General features: G+C 66.8%; 25 protein-coding genes. 9 read left to right on the forward strand and 16 right to left on the reverse strand.

Going from position 1 to position 22,494, the window contains the following annotated elements; genetic code table 11:
- Positions 1-2: 2 nt before the first annotated feature.
- Positions 3-518: an FBP domain-containing protein gene (locus J2Y69_RS10015; RefSeq protein WP_310020175.1), complete on the reverse strand. Its 516-nt coding sequence runs from the start codon at positions 516-518 to the stop codon at positions 3-5.
- 188 nt (positions 519-706) lie between these two features.
- Between J2Y69_RS10015 and J2Y69_RS10020 the strand changes: the two genes are divergently transcribed.
- Entirely contained in the window at positions 707-1,180 is a 474-nt protein-coding gene (locus J2Y69_RS10020; RefSeq protein WP_310020375.1) for a GNAT family N-acetyltransferase, read from the forward strand.
- A gap of 53 nt (positions 1,181-1,233) precedes the next feature.
- On the opposite strand, the gene srmL is transcribed toward J2Y69_RS10020, so the two are convergent.
- From srmL to J2Y69_RS10035, 3 genes are all read right to left on the reverse strand, one after another.
- The gene (gene srmL / locus J2Y69_RS10025; protein WP_310020177.1) at positions 1,234-2,352 is read right to left on the reverse strand and encodes a PheS-related mystery ligase SrmL; all 1,119 of its coding nucleotides are present in this window, start codon (positions 2,350-2,352) and stop codon (positions 1,234-1,236) included.
- Positions 2,353-2,607: 255 nt separating this feature from the next.
- The gene (locus tag J2Y69_RS10030; protein WP_310020178.1) at positions 2,608-3,282 is read right to left on the reverse strand and encodes a class I SAM-dependent methyltransferase; all 675 of its coding nucleotides are present in this window, start codon (positions 3,280-3,282) and stop codon (positions 2,608-2,610) included.
- Entirely contained in the window at positions 3,279-3,917 is a 639-nt protein-coding gene (locus J2Y69_RS10035; RefSeq protein ID WP_310020180.1) for a TetR/AcrR family transcriptional regulator, read from the reverse strand. The genes J2Y69_RS10030 and J2Y69_RS10035 overlap by 4 nt, the downstream gene beginning before the upstream one ends.
- A 78-nt stretch (positions 3,918-3,995) precedes the next feature.
- On the opposite strand from J2Y69_RS10035, the gene J2Y69_RS10040 reads away from it, so the two are divergent.
- Both J2Y69_RS10040 and J2Y69_RS10045 read left to right on the forward strand, forming a co-directional pair.
- Complete coding sequence (locus tag J2Y69_RS10040; protein ID WP_310020184.1) at positions 3,996-5,474, forward strand: MDR family MFS transporter; 1,479 nt, start codon at positions 3,996-3,998, stop codon at positions 5,472-5,474.
- On the forward strand, positions 5,471-6,103 hold the full coding sequence (locus J2Y69_RS10045; RefSeq protein WP_310020186.1) for a DsbA family oxidoreductase: 633 nt from the start codon (positions 5,471-5,473) through the stop codon (positions 6,101-6,103). Before J2Y69_RS10040 ends, J2Y69_RS10045 begins: the two co-directional genes overlap by 4 nt.
- Positions 6,104-6,196: 93 nt before the next feature.
- Here the strand turns inward: J2Y69_RS10045 and J2Y69_RS10050 are convergent, their stop codons facing one another.
- The 6 genes from J2Y69_RS10050 to J2Y69_RS10075 form a co-directional block, all read right to left on the reverse strand.
- Entirely contained in the window at positions 6,197-6,358 is a 162-nt protein-coding gene (locus J2Y69_RS10050) for a hypothetical protein (protein WP_310020187.1), read from the reverse strand.
- A 16-nt stretch (positions 6,359-6,374) separates the two neighbouring features.
- Complete coding sequence (locus J2Y69_RS10055; RefSeq protein WP_310020189.1) at positions 6,375-7,133, reverse strand: hypothetical protein; 759 nt, start codon at positions 7,131-7,133, stop codon at positions 6,375-6,377.
- A gap of 194 nt (positions 7,134-7,327) precedes the next feature.
- On the reverse strand, positions 7,328-7,732 hold the full coding sequence (locus tag J2Y69_RS10060; RefSeq protein ID WP_310020191.1) for a hypothetical protein: 405 nt from the start codon (positions 7,730-7,732) through the stop codon (positions 7,328-7,330).
- 34 nt (positions 7,733-7,766) lie between these two features.
- A complete protein-coding gene (locus J2Y69_RS10065) occupies positions 7,767-9,140 on the reverse strand; it encodes a hypothetical protein (protein WP_310020193.1) in 1,374 nt (457 codons plus the stop codon).
- A complete protein-coding gene (locus J2Y69_RS10070; RefSeq protein ID WP_310020195.1) occupies positions 9,137-9,487 on the reverse strand; it encodes a PadR family transcriptional regulator in 351 nt (116 codons plus the stop codon). Before J2Y69_RS10070 ends, J2Y69_RS10065 begins: the two co-directional genes overlap by 4 nt.
- A gap of 275 nt (positions 9,488-9,762) precedes the next feature.
- A complete protein-coding gene (locus J2Y69_RS10075) occupies positions 9,763-10,752 on the reverse strand; it encodes a hypothetical protein (RefSeq protein ID WP_310020197.1) in 990 nt (329 codons plus the stop codon).
- A gap of 117 nt (positions 10,753-10,869) precedes the next feature.
- On the opposite strand from J2Y69_RS10075, the gene J2Y69_RS10080 reads away from it, so the two are divergent.
- Entirely contained in the window at positions 10,870-11,469 is a 600-nt protein-coding gene (locus J2Y69_RS10080) for a peptidoglycan-binding domain-containing protein (RefSeq protein WP_310020199.1), read from the forward strand.
- A 76-nt stretch (positions 11,470-11,545) separates the two neighbouring features.
- Positions 11,546-12,862: a S8 family serine peptidase gene (locus tag J2Y69_RS10085; protein WP_310020201.1), complete on the forward strand. Its 1,317-nt coding sequence runs from the start codon at positions 11,546-11,548 to the stop codon at positions 12,860-12,862.
- A gap of 45 nt (positions 12,863-12,907) precedes the next feature.
- Here the strand turns inward: J2Y69_RS10085 and J2Y69_RS10090 are convergent, their stop codons facing one another.
- Positions 12,908-14,140 (reverse strand): sensor histidine kinase, encoded by a 1,233-nt coding sequence (locus tag J2Y69_RS10090; RefSeq protein ID WP_310020203.1) that lies wholly within the window; start codon positions 14,138-14,140, stop codon positions 12,908-12,910.
- 260 nt (positions 14,141-14,400) lie between these two features.
- Here J2Y69_RS10090 and J2Y69_RS10095 point away from each other — a divergent pair, with 260 nt between their 5' ends.
- Positions 14,401-15,051 carry a response regulator transcription factor gene (locus J2Y69_RS10095; protein WP_310020205.1) on the forward strand — a complete coding sequence of 217 codons (651 nt, stop codon included), beginning with the start codon at positions 14,401-14,403 and terminating at the stop codon, positions 15,049-15,051.
- A gap of 21 nt (positions 15,052-15,072) precedes the next feature.
- Here the strand turns inward: J2Y69_RS10095 and J2Y69_RS10100 are convergent, their stop codons facing one another.
- Positions 15,073-16,446, reverse strand: coding sequence for a rhamnulokinase family protein (locus J2Y69_RS10100; protein WP_396653081.1), 1,374 nt, complete (start codon positions 16,444-16,446; stop codon positions 15,073-15,075).
- Positions 16,447-16,553: 107 nt separating this feature from the next.
- Positions 16,554-17,720: an L-rhamnose isomerase gene (gene rhaI, locus J2Y69_RS10105; protein WP_310020207.1), complete on the reverse strand. Its 1,167-nt coding sequence runs from the start codon at positions 17,718-17,720 to the stop codon at positions 16,554-16,556.
- 174 nt (positions 17,721-17,894) lie between these two features.
- Here rhaI and J2Y69_RS10110 point away from each other — a divergent pair, with 174 nt between their 5' ends.
- Positions 17,895-18,896, forward strand: a complete 1,002-nt coding sequence (locus tag J2Y69_RS10110; protein WP_310020209.1) for a LacI family DNA-binding transcriptional regulator — start codon at positions 17,895-17,897, stop codon at positions 18,894-18,896.
- Positions 18,897-18,985: 89 nt separating this feature from the next.
- Here J2Y69_RS10110 and J2Y69_RS10115 read toward each other — a convergent pair whose 3' ends face one another.
- Positions 18,986-19,240, reverse strand: coding sequence for a putative antibiotic biosynthesis monooxygenase (locus J2Y69_RS10115; RefSeq protein ID WP_310020211.1), 255 nt, complete (start codon positions 19,238-19,240; stop codon positions 18,986-18,988).
- Complete coding sequence (locus J2Y69_RS10120) at positions 19,237-20,196, reverse strand: NAD(P)/FAD-dependent oxidoreductase (protein ID WP_310020213.1); 960 nt, start codon at positions 20,194-20,196, stop codon at positions 19,237-19,239. Before J2Y69_RS10120 ends, J2Y69_RS10115 begins: the two co-directional genes overlap by 4 nt.
- A gap of 77 nt (positions 20,197-20,273) precedes the next feature.
- Between J2Y69_RS10120 and J2Y69_RS10125 the strand changes: the two genes are divergently transcribed.
- A complete protein-coding gene (locus tag J2Y69_RS10125) occupies positions 20,274-20,885 on the forward strand; it encodes a helix-turn-helix domain-containing protein (RefSeq protein WP_310020214.1) in 612 nt (203 codons plus the stop codon).
- 130 nt (positions 20,886-21,015) lie between these two features.
- On the forward strand, positions 21,016-21,318 hold the full coding sequence (locus J2Y69_RS10130) for a hypothetical protein (protein WP_310020216.1): 303 nt from the start codon (positions 21,016-21,018) through the stop codon (positions 21,316-21,318).
- A 138-nt stretch (positions 21,319-21,456) separates the two neighbouring features.
- Here the strand turns inward: J2Y69_RS10130 and J2Y69_RS10135 are convergent, their stop codons facing one another.
- Entirely contained in the window at positions 21,457-22,452 is a 996-nt protein-coding gene (locus tag J2Y69_RS10135; protein WP_310020218.1) for a ketopantoate reductase family protein, read from the reverse strand.
- Between the last annotated feature and the right edge of the window lie 42 nt (positions 22,453-22,494).

Raw genomic sequence — 22,494 nt, forward strand, 5'->3', positions numbered from 1 at the left:
GTCTAGAGTCTCCCACTCCCTGTGGTCGCCCGTGTCGAGCGGATGAAGGCCGCCACCCGGGACTGGAGCCCCGCCCGCCGCGCGGCGATGACGTCGGCGATCGGGGGATCGTATGGTCCTTGCGGCGGCGCGGTGTGGACGTTCGCTGCGCAGTCGAGATCCGTGCAAAGCATCGTCCCCACCGCGTTCAGCTGCTTCTGGCGCGAGGCCGACGGGTTCCGCGTGACGAACATCGATACTTCATGGAAGCGTCGGGAGAAGTGGCACAGGTTGCACATGACCGCTCGCCCGTGCGTCAGCTGGGGCGGCGCCACCCGCTCAAGGCGGAGCCCCTCGAGCCTCCCGTCGACGACGGCGAGCAGGTAGGAGCGGAGCGGGGATCGTGGGTCCTTCCAGCCGAGATAGTCGAGCATGCCCCAGTTCAGGTCGTCGAAATCAGCGGGCAGGTGGATTCGTCGACCTGTGGTGACAGTGTGCTCGAGTGCTCCTCGCACGTCGGCACGGCTCAACCTCTGCATTGTCCTCTCCTAAAATTGTACGTAGTCACAAGTTGTGATTGCATACAAGTCTAGGACACGTGCCGACCCGGGCGCGGTCCGATCGCCGCCGAGGGAGTCGCATCATCGACCGTCAGATCGACCCGAGTATTCGTATCCGTCGCGCGAGCGCGGCGGACGTCCCTGCCGTCCTCTCGATCTTCGATGACGTGATCCGGTGGTTCAGGGAGATCGGAAACACGGGCCAGTGGGGGGATCAGCCGTGGTCGACCCAGAGTCGTCAGAGAGCGAGAGTCACCGAAGCGTGCGAATTGCCCGAGGCATGGGTCGCGGTTCATCACGACGTCGGCGTCTGCGGTGCGCTCGTTCTCGGGGAGGCCATGCCGTACGTCCCGCAGGCTGACCGGCCCGAGCTGTATGTACGACTGCTGATCTCCTCTCGGGACTCGCGGGCGCGAGGCGTGGGGAGGAGGCTCCTCCGGTTCGCCGACTCTCGCGCTCGTTCTGCGGGGATCGGTCGTCTGCGCCTGGACTGCTACGCGGGCGGCACCGGAGCGCTCGTCCGCTTCTACGAGTCGTGCGGGTACGTTCGCTCCGAGGCGTTCGACGAGGAAGGGTGGCCGGGACAGGTCCTCACCCGCTCGCTCCCGTCGCCTCCCTCGGAGGAGGGCGAGGCGTCATGAGGTCGCTCGTCGGATGAGGGCCTTCGGAACCCGAAGACCCTCATCCGATGTGCTCAGATCAGCTCCAGCACGGCGCCTTCGTGCACCGCGCGGTAGACCGCGTTCCGGATCTCATTGGCCTCGTCGGAGCCGAGTGTGCGGTCGATCGGGCGGATCGAGAGACGCAACAGGACATTGACCTGCCCGGGCGTGGTCCCCATCCTGGCTCTGGCGGCTGCGGGAAGCCTCTCATGCGGCGTGCGAGCGAGAACCTCGACGGACTCGATCACATCCGCATCCTCACCCAGGGCGGCTCGAACACGGTCGCCGAGCGTCTCCTCGTCCTCCTCGGCTCCGAGGACGATCGAGATGTCACGCCGGGTCATCGGGAGCCGGGACACCTGCCGCCACGGATCGAGCGTGAGCATCTGCATCGCGATGCGGGGATCCTGCGCGCGGATGTATCGAATGTCGGGAATGCCCTTGCAAAGCATGAGCGCGCGCTCCAGGCCCATGCCCAGCGCGAGCCCGGACCACCTCTCGGGATCCAGCCCCGACCCGCGGAGCACATCGGGGTGAATCCTCCCGCATTCGGCGAGCTCCAGCCATCTCCCGTCGTGGAGGACATCGACCTGGCGTCCGCCCACGGTGTAGGAATGCAAGGACTCCGTGGCGCGCCACTCCGCTCCGGGAAGAACGGTCTCGACCAGCCGCTCGATCATCTTCAGCAGGTCGTCGTCGCTCGTGAGCGGGGTGCTCCGAATGCGCCAGAGGTCTACCTGATGCGGCTCTCCCACATGCGTTCGATCGACCACGTCACGTCGATAGACGAGGCCGGGGGCGACGAGCAGCTCGTCCACGGACTCGGCGTCCGCGTACTCCTCCAGAGCGGCGGGGAGATCCGCGCTCATGTGGCTTCGGAGCATCACCGTGGAGCTGAGGTAACGGGTGTATCGCCTCGCGCGAGTGACGTCTGTCGTGCTGTAACCGAGGCGGTCGTAGTTGTCGCGCACGGGGACGATTGCGGTGCCTCGCACGGTCCGGACGGTGGAGCCCCATTCGGACTGCAGTGCGGACACCACATCATCCAAGAGGCACTGCATGGCGTGTTCGCCGTGAGCCGGATCGGTGAGGTCGCGAAGGGTGATCGCGCGACAGATCTGTTGAGCGGACAGGTAGTCAGAGGTTGACATGGGTGAGGAACTCCGTGCGTGTCGTGGGCGGTGAAGAAACAGCACTTCCCCCGGCCGCGGCGACGAAGATCCTGGTCGCTATGTACGCGTCCCAATCACCCCGCGGCCAACATCCGGCCGGGGGTGGAGAAATCGCATCTGCCAACGCACGTGTCCAGGGTATCTGAAACTGCCCTGTCCACTTCTGGCATCAGGGACTGCACCATAGAGGTCGCCAGGAGTCGTTGACGCCTCGACACTCTGTCGCGTGCCCGCCTATCCCCGTCTGCGAGCGCGGACGATGACATCCTGCAGGCGCATGCCGTGACCGACGGTTCGCGGTCGCACCTCTGCGGTCTCGACGTCCCAGGCCGCGGGGTCGAGCAGGTCTCGCACGAGCTCCGGGCCGGTGGTGGCGTTCTCGGGGTGCCCGTGCCCGTGCTCACGAGGGGCTCCGTGCTCGTGGTGGTGGCCGACGATGAGGAGTGTGCCGGCGGGCGCGACCCACCGGGAGAGGCGCTGGTAGAGCGCGTGCTGCGGGATGTCGGCGTGTGCGTAGAACGTGGTGACGAGGTCGAATCGTTCCTCGGGCTCCCACGTGGTGAGATCCGCCGCGATCCGCGTGATCCGCGTGATCGGGAGGTTCGCGTCCGCCGTTCGCGCAGCGGCGCGGCGGAGTGCCTCGGGGGAGATGTCCACCGACGTCACGGTCCACCCCTGGGCCGCGAGCCAGCCGGTCTCGGCGCCTTCGCCGCTTCCTGCATCGAGCGCCGTCCCCGGCGCGAGTCCGGCGATCTCGGTCTCGAGCGCGGGGTGGGGAGGCAGCGCTCCTTCGGGGCTCGCATCGTGCCAGTGCTGCTCCCAGTAGCCCTGGTCGAACGGCCCGTTCATCGAACGCCCGTTCATCGAGTGCTCGTTCTCCGGATGTCCGTTCTCCGTGCGCCCGCTCACAGTGTGCTCGTCTCGCCCGCGCGGAGGAGCGCCTCGCGCACCTGGCGATAGATGACGTTCAGGGGCGGCTGCACGTCCGGTGCCTGATCGACGCGACGGACCCACTCGTCGAAGGCGAGTCGTATCCCGAGGGCGAAGGTCTCGGCGACGGCGCGGGCGTCCAGCGCGGAGAGCCCAGGACCGTCGGCGAGAGCGTCCGTGAGCTGGGTCGCGAGCAGGGCATCGCGCTCCAACCCTGCCGCATGCAGAGCCGGCACATCGCGCATGAGCCTGCGCACGCGCAGGAAGCGGTCGTGGCCGACGTGGTCCTCGTCGAAGAGGGCGGCCATCGATTCCCAGGCCGTCTCGAGATCGTGCAGTGGACGTTCGGGCGATGCGGTCGCCGCGATCGCGATGAGCTCCGTCTCGAGTCCGCCGTCGTCGACCAGCACCGTCGCCTCCTTGGTGGCGCAGTGCCTGAAGAACGTCGTGCGCGAGATGCCCGCCTCGGCGGCGATCTCGTCGATCGTCGTCGCCTGGAACCCGTTCCGCTCGAACAGGTCCACCGCAGCGTTCGCGATCGTGCGCACCATCTCTCGTCGCCTGCGCTCACGCAGATCGAGTCGAGGTGCGGGGATCGGGGAATGGGATTCCATATGACGATGTTAGCATCAAGTACCCGAACGGTACTCAGTACCATGTATGGATCAAGTGTCATCATGTCAGGAGCTCGTATGACCACCACCTCGTCCGCCTCACCGCACCTCACGCCGCCGGCCCTGTCCCGGCCGGGGCCGGCGATCGCGCTTCTGCTCGTCTCGGCGTTCGTCGTCGTGCTCAACGAGACCGCCATGGGCGTCGCGATCCCGCACATCATGACCGGCTTCGGGGTGTCCGCCGCACAGGCGCAATGGCTCACGACCGCCTTCATGCTGACGATGGCGGTCGTCATCCCCGTGACGGGCGTGCTGCTGCAGCGGTTCCCGCTGCGACGCAGCTTCTTCACCGCGATGGGCCTGTTCACCGCGGGGACGGCGATCGCCGCCTTCGCGCCGACGTTCGAGATCCTGCTGGTCGCCCGGGTCGTGCAGGCGCTCGGCACCTCGATCATGCTGCCGCTGCTGTTCACCACCGTCATGCAGCTGGTCGTCCCGGAGCGCCGCGGTCGCACCATGGGACTCGTCACCATCGTGACCGCGGCGGCCCCCGCGCTGGGTCCGACGGTGTCGGGCGTGATCGTGTCCGTCCTCGGCTGGCAGTGGGTGTTCCTCCTCGTGCTCCCGGTCGCGGTTCTCGCGATCGTCGCCGGCGCGGTGTGGCTGCGGAACGTGACGCCCACGATGCCGGCGCGCTTCGACGTGCTGTCGGTGCTGCTCTCCGCCGTCGGGTTCTCCGGCGTGATCTACGGCCTCGCGAGCATCGGCGAGCAGGCGGGCCGTGACGGCGGCCTGCCGATCTGGATCCCGCTGACGGTCGGCGTCGCCGCGCTGGCCGCGCTGGTGGGCCGCCAGCTCGTGCTGCGTGACACCGACCGGGTGCTGCTGGACGTGCGCGTCTTCGCCGAGCGCCGGTTCACCGTGTCGACGGCGATGATCGTGACCGTCTCCGTCTCCCTGTTCGGATCGCTGATCCTGCTGCCGCTCTACGTGCAGCAGGTGCTCGGCCAGCCCGCGCACGTCGCCGGCCTCATGCTGCTGCCGGGCGGCATCCTCTCCGGCCTGCTCGCGCCCTTCGTCGGCATGGCGTACGACAAGGTCGGCCCGCGCACCCTGATCCTCCCCGGTGCGGTCATCGCCACGGCCGCGATGTTCGCGTTCTCGACCCTCGGTGCCGGCACTCCCGTATGGCTTGTGATCGGGATGCACCTGCTGCTCAGCATCGGCACCTCGCTCATGATGACCCCGCTCATGACCACCGCCCTCGGTGCGGTCGCCCCGACGCTCTACCCGCACGCCAGCGCGATCGTGAACACGCTGCAGCAGGTCGCAGGAGCTGCGGGCACCGCTCTGTTCATCACCCTCTTCACGATCTCCTCCACCGCCTCCCTCAGCGCCACGACGACCGGTGCCGCACCGCTCGACATGCTCGCGGGCGGCGTCGCGACGGCGTTCCGCGTCGGGGCGTTCATCAGCGTGGCCGGGATCGTCCTCGCCGTGTTCCTCCGCAAGCCCGCCGCCGTGCCGTCGAACGTGAAGAGCGAGGTCGTCGAATGAGCGCCGCGCCGGTTCGCGTGGACGTCTGGTCCGATGTGCAGTGCATCTGGTGCTATATCTCCAGTGCCAGGCTCCGCACCGCCATCGAGCGCTTCGATGGCCCGATCGACGTCGTCCACCACTCCTTCCAGCTCACGCCCGATGCGCCCGTGGAGATCGACCGTGACCAGCACATCCGGGCGCAGAACGTGGACCCTGCCCGGATGGCGCAGATCATGGCTCAGCTGCGGCAGCTCACCACCGCCGAGGGGCTCGCCTACGATCCCGACCGCACTCGCCCGACCAACTCCCGGGCGGCGCTCGAACTCCTCCACCACGCCGGGACGGTCGGGAAGCGAGGCGTGCTCACCGAACGCCTCTTCACCGCCTACTTCGCCGAAGGCCGCCACATCGGACGCGCCGAGGAGCTCCTCGCTCTCGCGGCCGATACGGGGCTCGACGTGGACGACGCACGACTTGCGCTCACCGAACGCCGCCACGCGGTGGCGGTGACTGCCGACATCGCCCGTGCGCACGCGCTCGGAGCCCGCGGCGTCCCGTTCTACGCCATCAATGACACCTGGGGGCTCTCCGGTGCGCAGGCCGTCGAGCAGTTCCTCGCCGTGTTCGAAAGGGCGCGCCGGTCATGACGGGCGGTGAGATCAGCCATCGCAGGGCGGCGTAGGCATCGTAGATCGGGGATGCGGGCACAATGAAAAATGTGTCCGCATCCCGCCGGGGAGCTACTTTGCTGCTGAGTGGCTTCGGTGGCGGAGCTTTCTGACGATCATCACGGCGACCGATGCCGCTGCGGCGATCAGGAGCCCTGTCATTGTCAGCAGGAGCGGAACATTGAGGGCGATCTCCCCAGTCACGTGGACGGGGTCGAATGAGCTATTGCTCATCGTGTCCTCCTTCCTATTACGGCATGGTCCAGATCGGCGTTGCGTGGTCTTCACCGACCTCGATGCTCAGGTAGGTCGTCTGCGACGAGAGCGGCGTGCTTGCTGTTCCAGTGTATGTGGCGCCCGCGTTCGTCCAGGTCGTCTCCTGACCAACGAACTGCGAGCGAGACGGAGTGGTGCAACTGTACGGATAGATGCAGGTCTGCCCTGGGTTCTTGGTGTTGCGGAGCTGATCGTTGTTCGCACCCTGGACGAGGGTGTAGCTCGCGTAGAAGAAATTGGTCACCAGCCCGCCGCCGCCTCGGACAAGGCAGTTGTCGGCGTTTGAGTATCCGGATCCGCTGCTCACAGAGCATGCAGTGATATCGGTCATGATCGTCACGTCGTCCGCGGATGTGGGGGCCGCCTCGGTGCTGGTGATGTCTGTGGGATCTGCGACGACGCCAGGCTCTACCTGGAGGTCGGCGATCCGGATGGACCCGTCGGCGAAGGTCTCTGTCGTCCGCTCGAAAAGACCGACCCTCTCGGTCGCTGTATCCACCGGCTCCGATCCCCGCTGAAGGCTGAGGGGTACGATCCCATTCTGAATGTTAGCCACAAGAATGCTCTGGTCGCTGGCGGAGACGCCGCCGGCGCCCCAGAAGCTCACGAGAGAATCGACGACGCTCTCCGAGAATGCCTGGTCGTTGGTATCCGCATATGCGGGAATGGCCGTGCTCGCGGCGAGCAGCGCAACGCCGACGATTCCGCCGAAATAGCCAATCTTCTTCTTCATTGAAACTCCTTGATCCTCCGCGAAACCCGGCATCGTCCGGGTGCATGCCATCCACGCTGTTGCCTTCCTCGCCGCATATCAAGTACGTGTGGCTTTCTGTGACCGTGGGGCTACAGATATGACATGAAGGCCCTCAGAGATATCCGCGACCCGGGGCTCCACCGGGTTCAGAGTGAATGTGCGCTCCCGCTTGTCTACTCAGAGCATGCGATGTCGGAGTAGACCTCGATGACTCGGCGGGTGTCGGGATATCCGGCGGCTTCCAGGGCGGCCCGGACATCCGCCCGCACAGCTTCGAGGTACGCGCGACCCTGCAAGCGACCCTCCGAAGTCCAGTCGATGTCCGGGTCCGAGTCGAGGATCGTGCGCCACTCGTCCCAGTGGCTCTGGCTGACCTCTGCATCTGCGAGACGTTGCTCGGCGATCTGCCAGGCATCGTCGGGGACGTCATCGGAGAGAGGGGTCAGCCACCAGGAGAGCTCGCACTCGCCGCCGGCAACGGGAATCGTCTCCGCCCTGTCCGGCTCGCCTGACGGCGAGGGAACTCCTCTGCACCCCGCGACGCTCAACGCCACGACAGCTGCCGCGACGGCGCTCACCAACCAGCGTCTCCTGACCGGTGATTGCCTATGTTCAGGCCTGCGGAACGGTCCCATAACCAGCGCCTCCTCCTTGCGTGACGACTCGGGTACGACTGCCACCGTCGCGCGGCATCCAGATGGCGAAGGCAGCTGCGACCAACGGCAAGGCAAAGGACCACAGGGGAGCGAGGAACATGCCCTGGAGCGCGCCAAATCCGATGCCTATGGCAGCGGCGATCGGGATGCGGGCTGCGGGCCGGCCGCGCAGGTGGGTTGCAGCCCACCAGGCGATCGCCGCGCCGCCGAGGGCAGAGCCGACAGCGAATCCAGATGCCATCTGGTCCCAGGTGGGCGCGCTGACGTAGCCGAGAGCGACCGAGAGGAAAGACAGGGAGAGCAGGAGCAGCGGCCCCCAGGTGTGGGTGGGCGGCTTTCGCGATCGGGCGGTGAGCACGATGCCGACGCCGGCCAGTAGCGGCAGCGAGGACACCAGCGAGAGCGTAATGCCCTGTCCCATCGCAATCGTCGCACCTGTTGCACCGGCCGACCAGTGGGTGCCGGTGAAGGCGTAGACGACTCCGCACGCGCTCCCGGCAGCGGCAAGCCATGGAAGGGCACGTGGCGAACGCCAAGGGCGTGGCGCTCCTCCGCGCGCCGAGGCGCGGATTGGCGTTGGAGTGCTGACAATCTGCGACCGCAGCGGTCGGAGCGACAGGACTGCGAGGCCGACAGAAGCGGCCGCGGTCGAGTACGGGGTGAGCAGACTTACTCCGATGATGGGTGCAGCGACTGTGCCAGCGACTACCGAGAGGCTGATCGCCATCGTGGCAGGTAGGCGGGACCGGGCGAGGAACGCGCTGAACAACACCGACACCGATGCGGCACCCGCCAACCAACCTGCGGGGACGAACACCGCCCAGGCGCCTGCGAACCAGGCCTCGAGGCTGTCTCGGTCTACTGCGTCGAAACCGACCGACCACGACACCACGGCCAATGCTGTAAGCATGAGACTCGGCAAGGCCAGAATCAGGACGATCAGCGCACGCGGCTCCGACAGCCAGCCTCGATGCCTGGCCAGGGCGACGGCCCCGATTGCGACGAGGGCTGGGCACACCCCCGTGCTCACCGTCAACACCGCCCAGCGCACTGACCCATCGGCCAGGGCCGGAGCCGACAGGCCGATGCTGGCCAACGCCACCATCAGCAGCGCAGCGACCGCGCACACCGACGCAAGTCTCGCATTCAGCCTGGCGCCCAGGCCGTAGATGCCGGCCAACCATTGCTCAGCGAGGGTTGGCCTGTCCCGGCCCTGCCGGGCGGCCTCGTCGAGCATCGCACTAAGCAGTACTTCGCCGCTGTGCATTCGCCAGCTCTTCGGGTACCAGCGCAGCAGCCGAGCGAAACGCGCCTGAACCGCGTCCATCATGCCTCTGCCAGTGCCGTGGTCGGCGTCGCGGTTCGCGTCGCTAACCGCGCACGCGCTGTGCGGGCCGACCGTTCCAGCACCTCGACCTCGTGGGTCAGTCGACCTGAGCCCGCATCAGTGATCCGATAGTAGCGGCGAGCCCGCCCGTTGACGACCTCCTCACCGTCGGCAGCGAGGAGTCCCTCGCGCTCCAAGCGTTCCAAAGCTGCATAGAGGGTGGTGACCTTCAGCTCAACCTGGCCCTCGGACGCTGCCGATGCCTCCCGCATGATGTCATAGCCGTGTCGCCGACCGGTGGTCAGCACCGTCAGGATCCAGAACGAGGGTTGTAGCCACTTTGCCGTCACGCGATCCACTATATGCCCAAATTTGAAATATGACCGTATCTGAAGCAAGGACAGCGAATGTTCGCTGCAGCCGGGTGGCTCCCTGTGATGCTGAGCCCTCGCGTACGAAGCGCGACATCCTCGGGGTGGCCCGGAGGCGACGGGCTGCAATCGGCTGTGCACCTCAAGCGCCCACCGGTCTCCCTCGCCGGTCTCCCTCGCCGGTGTCCAGCGCCGTTGAGTGGCATCGACGTCTTCTGTGGCGACCGTGAGGTGATGTGGGGTATCCACTGAGATCAGTAGCTTTGGCACTTGGAGGGAACTTGATCCTCCCAGCGAATATGAGGCTTCCAGCTCTCCAGGTCATAGTCGGGATTTGCACTGACGGGCCAGCCAGCGATGTGACAGTAAAGCTGTTCTTGAAGACTCAATGTCCAATTGCCTGGGCTTGTCATCTTGTTCTTCACTTCGTCCGCGTGGGCCCACCACATGGCAACATTTTGAACGCCCGAGTACAATGCTCCCCATTCAGTGGGCCTCGTAGTTACGATGAATCCTTCAGAAACGTATGTGGTTGCCACTCCGCCGTACAGTTCGGCGCCCAGCCACGGATCAGCCACGATAGGGTACGCGAAACCCTCATCGTGGCTAACGATCTGCGTTAGATGGGTGCCATCAACCTCATAGTGTGTAGAAACTGTATTTCCTTCCGCGTCAACGGCCCAAGGTGTGTGGATGCCGGCGAGGAAGCTTCCGTCTGTGCCCAGAATTGCCACGGATCCGTCGTCGTTCACAGTTACTTCGGATTCTGGTGGCAGCGAGAGCTCATAAGTAAACTCGGTAGGCGCGGACGACGATTCTATGGCCGTCAGGATCTGAATGGAGCCATCAGATTTACGCTGAGCTATCGTGGATGTCTCATCATCGTGAGAAACAGCCTCCCGCCCATCGCCGAGGTTGAGGGCGATGCCCGCTTTCGCTGCTGCCGAGACGGTGATTCCGATGTCCGAGTGAACGCCGGGCAGACGCATGGCCTCGCCGGAGCGTACTTCTTCATCGAGGGTGTCGGCATTTCCGGCATCAACGGAGTATCTGCTCGGCACCCTTTCCAGGGCGGTGATCAGTTCCTCGGCTTCCCATGTTCCTGTTTCGGAAGCGGCGCCGACGAGAAGTGGTGTGGCTGTAATTGCGGCCAAGACGGATAGGCCGAGTACGGCAGTTTTCTGGACGAGCGGGCTTTGTCTACGCATGGCTTGAACGTCGCACGGAAGATCGCTTTGCGTCAAGAGGGAGACTCCGCATCCATAGCCCTAGGGCTACAAATTGGGTAGATTCCTTGAGCGGCCGACGTGGGGCTGCCAGTGTGGTGAGATATTCATTTCTGTTCGACTGAAGGGTGCGAGATGGTGATCCAGAAGACTTGGCAGCGTGTAGGAATTGCGCTTTGGGTTGGTGCGGTGGTGCTCGGCGCTTCTGCGGTTCCGGCGGCTGCCTCTGAAGGTTCTTCTGAAATTTCCTCGAGTGGGTCGTCTGCCTCCGTCCCGACGCCGGAAGGCGTGTCTGTTTCGGAATGGTCTCTGACTTTCGAGGAAGCGCAGTCGGTATTCGGTGAGGGTGATCGAGCATATCTCGAGGCGTTGAAATCCATTTCGCCAAAAATGGTCGATTACTGCCATCAGCGGACCGTATGGAATGTGGTGCCTCCGGGCCTGTATCACATTCCCACATCCTCCAGCGCTTCGCCGGAGTACAACTGCGTGATGGAGTCGGGGCTCTCAAGTAATGCTGCAGTCGAGGTGCTGCAAACCGCGCTAAACCACTGCTATGGCGCTTCTCTTGCTGTTGACGGGAGCTTTGGCTCCGGGACCTATACCGCTCTCATGTCGGCTCAGGCGTCGCATGGCGTTGGAATGGACGGAGTATACGGTCCCACGACTCGAAGCGTGCTCCGCTTCCCGGGCAGTAGCGGATGCCTGACTATCGCGCAGATTCAGTCGTTCTAGGGGGCGCTGATCGCAGTACAACCGGCTCTGATCGGTTGTACTGCGATCCGATCCATGTACCGAGAAGGCCCGGAGGATGACAAAGCTCACGACAACGGTAGGGTCAACGGCTCTCGCGCTGTCGTTGACGATCAACGCAGTCGGTTCGGCAACGATTACGCGGGAGCCGACGCCTTCGCCGATGCCAGTCATCGACACGGTTCGGGCGGCGGAATACTGGCTGGAGAGTACGCATGTGCGTGACGCATGGCAGGTGACGAAGGGGGCTGGGCAGCTGATCGCCGTTCTGGACACGGGGATCGGCCGAGGCCCTGCCTTTGATGGGGTGGTAGCCGGAACCGATGTGTCTGGGATCGGAGCCCCTGATGGACGTACCCCCGTGGGCGTGAAGGATCGTGAACACGGGACCTTGGTCGCTTCCGTCGCCGCAGGCAGACCCGGACCCGATGACACGGGGATGATCGGGGTCGCCCCGGACGCCGAGTTGCTCGCCATCTCGGTGGACTTCCCGGGGACCACGTCACCTGTGCCCTTTACGCAGCAGGTCGCCGATGGCATCGTGTGGGCCGTGGACAATGGTGCGGACGTGATCAACCTTTCGTTCACGACCAACACCCGCGACTGGGACCCTCTTTGGGATGACGCGTTCCTGTACGCATATGAGCACGACGTCGTCGTGGTCACAGCCGCAGGCAACCGTGGCGGCGGTACGAATGTCGTAGGGGCTCCTGCAACGATTCCCGGTGTTCTTGCTGTGGCGGGCGTTGATCGAAACGGGGCGGCGAGCAGGGAAGCGTCCACCCAAGGCATCACTATCGGTGTCTCCGCACCGAGCGAGCACCTCATCGGCATCACCTCAGGCGGATCTGTGGAAGATTGGAACGGTACAAGTGGGGCTGCGCCGATCGTGAGCGGCATCGTCGCGCTTGTGCGAGCAGCTCACCCAGAACTCGACGCAGGTCAAGTCATCGACCGTGTGCTGAGCACCGCTGACCCGGTCGGAACGGGAGGGGAACTCGACCCGATCTACGGCCGTGGCATCGTCAACGCTTACAACGCGGTGACGGCAGATATTCCTGCTGCAAGTACGAATCCGGCCGATCAGCTTGAGGAGTGGATTCGCCTCCATCGTCGCGCCCGCGTAGATCCGGTGCCGCTCCCGACAGATACTCCTGTCGCGATCCCGCCCCTTCCTCGGCCGGACCGCGTCGCAGAGACGTCACCGCTTCTCCCGGACCGGGACACATTGCTGTATGGCACGCTCCCGCTCATCGCCTTTACTATGCCTGCGATCATGATCGGTCTTGGCGTCACCGCGGCAACGAGGCGTATCCGCCTCGGACGAGAGCAGCATAGGCAGACTCGCGACGGCCGCAAGGATGCACTCGGTTGACAGGTGTTGTGGGAGATAGCAGGGCATTCAATGGGGACCCGTCGCTCAAGGACCCTTTGTTCCCTCCACGGGAACCGTCGCCAGGAGGGTCCAACCGTCGGAGGCCTGTCCCGCCTCCAGAATCCCGCCTTGTTGAGCAAGACGCTGTCTGGCGCGTTTCAAACCTCGCCCACCTGTGGCACCTTCGCCGCTGGTGGGGTTTGCTGTGGCGGTGTTTCTCACGATCAGTCCAATGTTGTCGGGGTGCCCACGAACTTCGATGCTCGCCGATTGCGACTTCGGAGCGTGCTTGATGATGTTGGTCACGGCTTCGATGGCTGATTCAGTGAGGACGCGTTCGGCAACGGGTGCAACGTTGAGCGGGATATTCGGCGTCGACACGACCGTAGGGATTCCGGCGTCTTTGAGCAGCGATCCCAGCGAGGAAACCACGTCGAGGATGTTCCCGTCGTATCGGGCCGAGTGAGTGCGGAGCCCTTCGGGCGTCGTGTCCCGCATTAGCGACAACAGGGATTGAATGCTCTGAAGAGCCCGCTCGGCAGATCCCTCGATCGTCGTGAGAGACACCTGCCGAGCTGCGTCGTCAGGCTGCCGCGGCAGAGCGCGAGCGTGGAACAGGATGAGGGTCAGGTCATGTGCGATCCCGTCGTGCAGCTCATCGGCGATCCGCTCCTGATCCTCCTTCGCTATTGCTTCGAGGACCTTCGTCACGCGTGCTCGCTCGGCGACAAGGACCGTCTCGCGTGCTGCGACCAGGCGGAACGCGACTCCAGCCAGGAAAGCGATCGCTGCGATGCCTGCGATGCCGTACACACCACCCTCGGCCAGCGTCGGTCCGCTGACGACGAGATATGTCGTAAGCAGCCCAAGAAGTGTGACGTAGGCGATGATCACCGACGGTCCGCACGTCGCCGCCACCAGGCTGACCGCGACCGCGAGTTCGAGGAGATCACCGCCGCTACCAGCGAAGACAACCCCCACACTGCTGATGAGCATCACCATGAACGCTGCAGTCATCGGGTGCCAAGCGAACGCTGCGAGTCCAAGGTAGAACGTGACGGCGAGCAGATCGTGCCGGGTGAACTTCCCGCTGGCTACGATGAAGCCGATGGCTATGGCTAGCAGCACCGCCACGACCAAGATCAGGAAAAGGCGTGCGACGGGGTGAGGCGAGCGTTGCCTCCAGAACGCACGAGAACGCAGCATCTTCCCGATGGAGGTCCGCGCGGCCAACACCTGCTCTTGCCCGCCGATGGTGCCCCGGAGGCGTTCAGGCACAGATGCCCAGCACCTTGCAGAGCCAATCTCCGAAGTCCAGGTTGGTTCCCACAGCCCACTGGGCGACGTTTCCAATGCCGTACATGCTGACTAGTCCCACGCTGGTCTCCTCTGCTCGAGATGCTCATCAAGGCGGTCCTCGAATCGTCATCGATCGGTCCCTTGGCTGCTCCATCACTCTACGAGCCGTGGTTCTCAGAGCGATGAAACATGGTCCCAGGGCCAGAGATGGAGGCGCATCCCCGCGATACCGTACAAGAATGAGTGAAGTTGTCCGCGTTCTCGTCGTAGACGACGATGCTCTGGTGCGGCACGCGCTCCGTGCCTTCATCGCGGGTGATTCTCGCGTCTTGCTTGTGGGTGAGGCGACGGACGGCTCGGAAGTCGTCGAGACCTGTAAGTCCACGAACCCGGACGTCGTGCTCATGGATATCAAGATGCGTGAGGTCAGCGGTGTCGAAGCGACCCGGCGCCTGCATGAGTGGAACCCCCGCTGCCGAGTTCTGGTGTTGACGACGTTCACCACCGAGTGGCGGGCGCTTGAAGCTCTGCGGGCGGGAGCGTGCGGGTACCTGGTGAAACACTCCACCCCGGAACAGATCGTCGAGGCCATCGTCGCAGCGCATGCCGGGGATCGTGTGGTCTCGTCCGAAGTGCAGGAGAGATTCGTGCGGGCCGCCGTCGAGGCGGGCGATGTCCGGGTCTTGGAGGCGCCGGCGCTCAGCGACCGTGAACGGCAGATCATCGAGCTGATCGCCAAGGGGTTCTCCAACGCTGAGATTGCCGAAGCCCTGCATTACGCCGAGGGAACCGTCAAAGCCGACATCCGCCGCATCAACCACCAGTGGAACGTCGAGAACCGCCTCCAGATCGTCCTTCGCGCCACCGAACTGGGCATCATCTCGCTCTGATCTGCATGCCGCCGGCACGCCTCAGCGCGGATCGAAGCGGACGGGTGCGGAGGTGGCGGACACCAGAGCCCGGAGATCTTCCAACGTCGCGTCCGACTCGTCGAGGGCGCGCGCCTGGACGAGGACGTTGCCGAGTGCTGTCGCCTCGACAGGTCCGGCCAGCAGCGGAATGCCGGATCGATCCGCCGTGGCCTGGCACAGCAGCGCGTTCAGCGCGCCGCCGCCGACGAGATGGACCGTGTCGATCGCCCGCCCGGTGAGCGACTCGATCGTCGCGAGGGTGTGTGCGAAGGCCGCCGCGATGCTCTCCACGATGCTGCGGACGAACGTGGCGCGGTCGACGGGGGGCTCTGCGCCCTGCGCGCGCAGCACGGCGGCGATCCGTGCGGGCATGTCTCCGGGGGCGCCGAGCGAGGGGGCGCTCGCGTCGAAGACGGGGAAGGGGCCGGTGATCGCGGCCGCGTCCGCCAGCAGGGCGGGCAGGTCGATCGTCCCGCCGTCCTCCTCCCAGGCCCGCACGGTCTCGCTGAGCAGCCAGAGGCCGGTGACGTTGTGCAGGAAGCGGATCCGGCCGTCGACGCCGAGCTCGTGCGTCATGTTCGCCTCGCGGGCGGGATCGGTGAGCATCGGCGCGTCGATCTCGACGCCCACCAGCCCCCACGTCCCGCACGAGATGTATGCGGCGGCCGGGGACGCGAGCGGGGCCGCGACGACGGCGGAGGCCGTGTCGTGCGAGCCGACCGCGATCACCGGGAGGTCCGCGCCGATCCGCTCGGCCAAGTCCGGGAGGAGTCGGCCGAGCACGGTCCCGGGGTCGACGAGCGGCGGCAGCACCGAGAGGCGGATGCCGAGAAGCCGGGCGAGCTCCTCGTCCCACTCCCGCGTCCGCACGTCGAGGAGGCCCGTCGTGGAGGCGTTCGTGCGCTCCACGAAGACCGCCCCGGTGAGCCGGTGCGCCAGGAGGTCGGGGATGAGCAGCACCATGTCCGCTTCCGGGCCTGTGCCTGTGCGCGTTTCCGCCAGGCGCTCGTCGGCGCCGAACTGGTAGAGCGTGGTGAAGGGGAGGAACTGCAGACCGTTCCGGGCGTACAGCTCGGGGAAGGGGATCAGGTCGTGCACGGCCTCGACGCCTCGCGCGGTGCGGGCATCCCGGTAGTGGAACGGCTCGCCGAGCAGGACGCCGTCGCGGAGCAGCCCGTAGTCCACGGCCCAGGAGTCGATGCCGATGCTCTCGATCTCCGGCGCCCGGCGGACGGCCTCGGCGAGCCCGTCGATCACATGCCCGAAGAGGGCATCGATGTCCCAGTGCCATCCGTCCGCCCGTTCCACCGCGCCGTTCGGGAAGCGCGTGACGAGCTCCAGCTCCAGCCGGTCAGGACCTATGCGGCCGATCATCACCCGTCCGCTCGTGGCGCCGAGGTCCACCGCAGCGACGGTCCGCACTCCGGGCGTGCTCGCGGGAGGGAGGCGACCGCGTTCTCGGCGCGCGGCGGCGGGGTTCGTCACGCGCCCCATCCGGCCTGGACGCCGCCGGCGCGATCGGCGGCGATCCTCTGCGGATAGCCGGACGCCGCGTACGCCGCCATCGGGTCGCCGTCGAGGCCGCGGGACTCGCGCCACTCCGCGAGAGCCGGGCGGACGTCGGTGTAGAACGCGTCCATGAACACGGCGTTGGCCGCGAGCACGTCCCCGGACCTCTGGGCCGCACCGAGGGCATCCCTGTCGACGAGCAGCGCGCGGGCCGTCATCTCTTGCACGTTCAGCACCGAGCGGATCTGCCCGGGGATCTTGTCCTCGACGTTGTGGCACTGGTCGAGCATGAACGCCACGTCGGGGCTGCCCAGACCGCCGCCGCGGATCACCTCGAAGAGGATCCGGAACAGCTGGAACGGATCGGCGGCGCCGACGATGAGGTCGTCGTCCGCGTAGAAGCGGGAGTTGAAGTCGAACGAGCCGAGCCTGCCGAGGCGCAGCAGCTGCATGACGATGAACTCGATGTTCGTGCCCGGGGCGTGATGGCCGGTGTCCAGGCACACCATCGCCCTGTCGCCGAGCGCGCTCACCTGGGCGTAGGACGTGCCCCAGTCCGGGACGTCGGTGTGGTAGAAAGCGGGCTCGAAGAACTTGTACTCCAGCACCAGGCGCTGGTCGTCGCCGAGGCGCGCATAGATCTCCTGCAGCGAATCCTGCAGCCGATCCTGGCGCCCGCGGAGATCGGCCTGCCCGGGGTAGTTCGACCCCTCGGCGAGCCAGATCTTCAGGTCGCGACTGCCGGTCGCATCCATCACGTCGATGCAGGCGAGGTGATGGTCGATCGCCTTCCGGCGGATCGAGGCGTCCTCGTGGGTCAGAGCGCCGAACTTGTAGTCGTCGTCCTGGAACGTGTTGGAGTTGACCGTGCCCAGCCGTACTCCGTGATCCTCGGCATGCCGGCGAAGGTCCGCGAACGAGTCCACGAGGTCCCACGGGATGTGCAAGGCGACCGTCGGGGCGAGCGCGGTGTGCGCATGCACCTGCGCGGCGTCGGCGATCTTCTCATAGGGATCGCGGGGCGTGCCCGGCGTGCCGAACACCTTGAAGCGCGTCCCGGAGTTGCCGAACGCCCACGAGGGGAGCTCGATCTCCTGTTGCGCGAGGATGGCGAGGACGTCGGGGGAGAGCGTGGTCATGATGCGTGCCGTGCTTTCGTCGGTGCCGATGCCGGAGGCTCAGGGTGTGTCCTGAGCGAGAGAATGAATCGATTCAATTCTCTTGGAGACTACGGTAGGAGACGAGCGGAAGAGCTGTCAAGACACCGCGCGAACCGGTCCGCCGGGTCGGATCGATGATGGGGATGGAGGGGCATGGCTGCCAGCGTGCGGGATGTGGCGGAGGCCGCGGGCGTGTCCGTCGGCACCGTCTCGAACGTGCTGAACCGCCCGGAGAAGGTCTCGCCGGAGACCGTCGCCCTCGTGCAGGCGACGATCGCACGCCTCGGCTTCGTGCGGAACGACGCCGCCAGACAGCTCAGGGCCGGACGCAGCCGAACCATCGGACTGGTCGTGCTCGACATCGGGAACCCGTTCTTCGCCGACGTCGCCCGCGGCGCCGAGGAGTGCGCCGAGGGGCACGGCCTCTCCGTCCTGATCGCGAACAGCGACGACGGGCGGGAGCGGGAGGCGAGGCACCTCGATCTGTTCGAGGAGCAACGGGTCGCCGGTGTGCTGGTGACCCCGGTGGGCGAGTCGTCGCCCCGGTTGGAGCGGATGCAGGAGCGGGGGACGCCCGTGGTGCTCGTCGACCGGGAGTCGCGGGACGGGCGCTTCGCATCCGTGTCGGTCGACGACGTCGAGGGCGGGCGCATCGCGATGAGACACCTGCTCTCCCTCGGGCGTCGTCGGGTCGCCTTCGTCGGTGGCCCGCTCTCGCTCCGTCAGGTGTCCGATCGTCTGCGCGGGGCACAGGAGGAGGTCGCCCAGGCCGGGGGCGGGCTCGAGACCATCCCGACGGGGGCGCTCACCGTGGAGGAGGGGCGGCGTGCAGCGCAGCAGATCCTCGAGCGTCCGGTGCGGGATCGGCCGGATGCGATCTTCGCGGCGAACGACATGCTTGCGCTCGGGATCCTGCAGCGCCTCGTGATGGCGCACGGCATCCGCGTTCCCGAGGACATCGCGCTGATCGGCTATGACGACATCGACTTCGCCGCGGCCGCCGTGGTGCCGCTGAGCTCTGTTCGCCAGCCCGCCGCGCTCATCGGATCCAGCGCCGTGGATCTGCTCGTGCACGACCAGGGCGGCCTGCCGGAGCGTGAGCACCGGCGCTTCCGGCCTCAGCTCGTGGTGAGGGCGTCCACCCTCGACGCCTGACTTCTCCAGTGCGCCGTTGGCGGAGCGGGCGCGACCCCTCCGCCAACGGCTCTTGCCGCGAGCGGGCGGCTATGAGGAACGGATGGCCATCACGAGCGGGCGGCGCGTCGGGCGTGGATCCTCCGGCGGAGCCTGTGCAGGAGCGGCATGAGGCCGTAGACCACGATCGGGACGGCGATCGTGACCATGATCAGGGTGCGGGGCACGACCTGCACGTCGGCGAGCAGCGGTCCGAGGACGATGTTGATGATCAGCAGGGTGGGGGCCACAGCGAGCCAGATCATGAGGGCGAGCTCGTGCTGGCTGGGCGGCTTCATGCCGGTGGGGCGGGTGTCATTGCTCACGGATGTGTCCTTCGGTCGTCTTCGTCATGGGTGGGCAGGGTAAGCAGGGCGGCACGGACGTCCTCGTCGACGAGGTCGGCGTTGACGTCCATGGCGACGGCGTTGGCGTGTCCGGCCGCGGTGATGACCTGGGCGCGGGGGTCGACGAGGTTCCCGGTGACCCAGACGCCGGGAACCCGGGTGCGGCCGGTGGGATCGATGTGTGCCATCCCGTCAGGATCCGGTGTGCCGCCGAGCGCTGCGATCAGGTCGGTGCGCGGTCGTGCCACCGGGCGGATGAACACGGCCTCGGCGGAGACGGTGGTCCCGTCGTCGAGGCGGACGCCGTCGAAGCGGTCGCCGTCGACGAGGAGGGCGACGATCCTCCCGTCGCGGACGCGTATCCCGCGGGCGAGGAGTCTGCGCGACTCCTCCTCCGTGAGGGTCGAGCCGTTGGTGAGGTAGGTCAGCTCAGAGGACCATTGGCGGATCAGGAGTGCCTGCGCGACCGCGCCGGGCACCCCGCCGAAGACCGCGAGCGGCCGATCTCGGACCTCGTGGCCGTGGCAGTACGGGCAGTGGAGCAGGAAGCGCCCCCATGCTTCGCGGGCACCGGGAACCGTGGGGAGCCGGTCCTCGACGCCGGTGGCGAGGATGATCCTGCGGGCAGCGATCTGGGTGCCGTCGCCGACCGTGATCGTGAACCCGTCCTCCGCATTCCCGCGGGCCGTCGTGGCCGTCTCGGGGAGGAGCCGGGCGCCGTACGCGGCGACCTCTTCTCTGCCGAGGCGCAGCAGATCGGCGGGGGAGAAGCCGTCGCGGGACAGGAAGCCGTGCATGTGCGAGGCGGGGCCGTTGCGCGGCGCGCCCGCATCGATCACGACGACCGACCGGCGGGATCGACCGAGGACCAAGGCGGCGCTCAGGCCGGCGGCGCCTCCGCCGATGATCGCGACATCGAACTGTTCAGGAGTCATGTGCACCAGCCTCCTCAGTCGGGTTCCGGTCTGCAAGCTGGTTTGCGGTTATCGCAAACTCGTGCTGGGCTGGAGGCATGGACACGACGTCAGAGCTCGCGACGGCACTGGATGGGATCGGAGCGCGACTGCAGCAGATCCGGTCCCGCCGTGGTCTCACCCTCGCGGAGGTCGCGGAGATGGTGGGCACGTCCGCGAGCACGATCTCGCGTCTGGAGAGCGGGCAGCGTCGTCCCAGCCTTGAACTGCTCTTTCCGCTGGCGCGCGCGTACCGGCTCAGTCTGGACGATCTGGTGGGCGCACCGGAGTTCGGGGATCCGCGCGTGCAGTTGCGGCCGCGAAGCCGCAACGGCCGCATCGTGATCCCGCTGACCCGCAGCGCCGGCGGCGTGCAGGCGTGGAAGATCGTCATGCCCGTTGAGGAGGGCCTCGGCGAGATGCGCGTGCACGACGGCTCGGAGTGGATGTACGTGCTCACCGGGAGCGTCCGCCTGATCGTCGGCAAACGCGATCTCGTCCTCGGGTCCGGTGAGGTCGCCGAGTTCGACACCCGCGTCCCGCACTGGTTCGGGGCGACAGGGGGTGGCCCCGCGGAGGTCCTCAGCCTGTTCGACCGCACCGGGACGCGCATCCACATCCAGGAGGACCCCTCCGCCTCCGCCCCGGACCCCGCACCGCCCGCCGAGTAGTGCGTCCCCCTTTCTGTTGTTCAGATCCGCGGGAGCGACCGAAAGTGGGACACGGGTCCCGGAAATGGGGACACAGGCCACGGAAAAGGGGACACGGGGGTGCGGCGCCGGGCCGACTACGATCGTCTCGATGAAGAGGACCGCGGTCGAGCTGGGGATTCCCTACACGGGGTGGCCTGTTCGGGCCGGGGGAGACTACGAGTTCGGGCTGGACAGACTGGACTCGGTGCTGGTCGAGGAGATCCTGGCCTGGGCGAGGGAGTTCAATCGCGAGTTCGACGAGGAGTTCGGGTGGTCGTCCCCTGATGTGCGCGAGGCCCACCTGCTCGAGGGTGAGCGGCTGCGGCGCCGAGTCCAGGAGGCGCTCGGTGATGCGTACACCGTCATGCTGGACCCGCTCGGATCCGGCCGGATCCCGCCCGAGGACGACTGACGGCCGTCTCCGACACAGGATGGACCCGGGACCGCGCGACGGCCGGCCTCCTTCGGTTCAGACCTGACGGCCGAACCCCTGACGAGTCAGGCCCGGACGGGGTCCGACGCGATCTCCTCGGCGAAGTGGCAGGCGACCTCATACGCGGCCCTGAGGCCGGTCGGGCCGACCGTCTGCCCCGCTCCCCGCGGAGGCGAAGAGCGGTGCCGCCGCCTCCAGTCGCGGCGCGGCGATGCCGAGGCGCTGCGCCTCGGCGAGCGCGTCCCGGCAGACGGCGCGCGGTTCCTCCGCGCGGGGGTCGTCGTGCGCGCTGAGCGAGCGGGCGGCGAGAGGAACGTACGCGGTCGCGCCGGCGAGGGCGGCGGACGTCAGTGATGCGGGGGCACGGAAGAGCAGGGTGCTCCGGCGGTGCAGACGGAGGTCGACGCCGCGTGCCTCCAGCAGCGGCAGAAGCTCGCGGGTGGTGAGCAGCGCCTCGCGGAAGCGGCGGGGCGAGCCGACCATTCCAGACAACGATCCGGCCTTCAGCCCTTGAGAGTGCATGCCCGCATCGGCGGCGAAGTGGATCCAGAGCCACTCGCGGAGGTCGGGCTGTTCCCGCAGCGCGAATCCGGCCTCGCCGAACATCCGCCGCACGTCCTCTTCGCGTCCGACGGCCGGCCCGCCCATGGTGCCGAACAGGACGGAGGGCAGCAGCATCCCGCGGAGCGATCCGTCCGCGCCGAAGCCGCCACCGGCCTGGGGGAAGCCCCAGGCGAGCCGGTCGGCGGGGAGAGGGCGGACCGCGTCCAGGGGCTCCGACCACACGTTGCCGAACACGAGGACGGTGGCGTCGCCGATGCGCGGGGCGAGGAACTCGGCGGCCTCCGTGAGGCGGTGGTGGCCCACGCTGAGGACGATCAGGTCGAAGTCGTGATCGTCCTCCAGCGACTCGCGGTACCGCACCGGCCACTCCTCGCGGACCTGCTGCCCCCGGATCCTCCGCCGCGCGTCGATGACGTCGAGGTCGACCGTCTCGCCGTAGTCCGCCGCGCGACCGGGGCGGACGTAGAACTCGACATGGTGGCCCGCCCGCTCGAGAGCCCAGCCGTAAAGGGTCGCGATCACGCCGCGGCCGAACATCAGGACTCTCATAGGGCTCCGTTCCTCGGATTGAATCGTACGAAACGGTATCGT

Origin of the sequence: Microbacterium resistens, from assembly GCF_031456305.1 — a bacterium.
GTDB lineage: Bacteria > Actinomycetota > Actinomycetes > Actinomycetales > Microbacteriaceae > Microbacterium > Microbacterium resistens_A.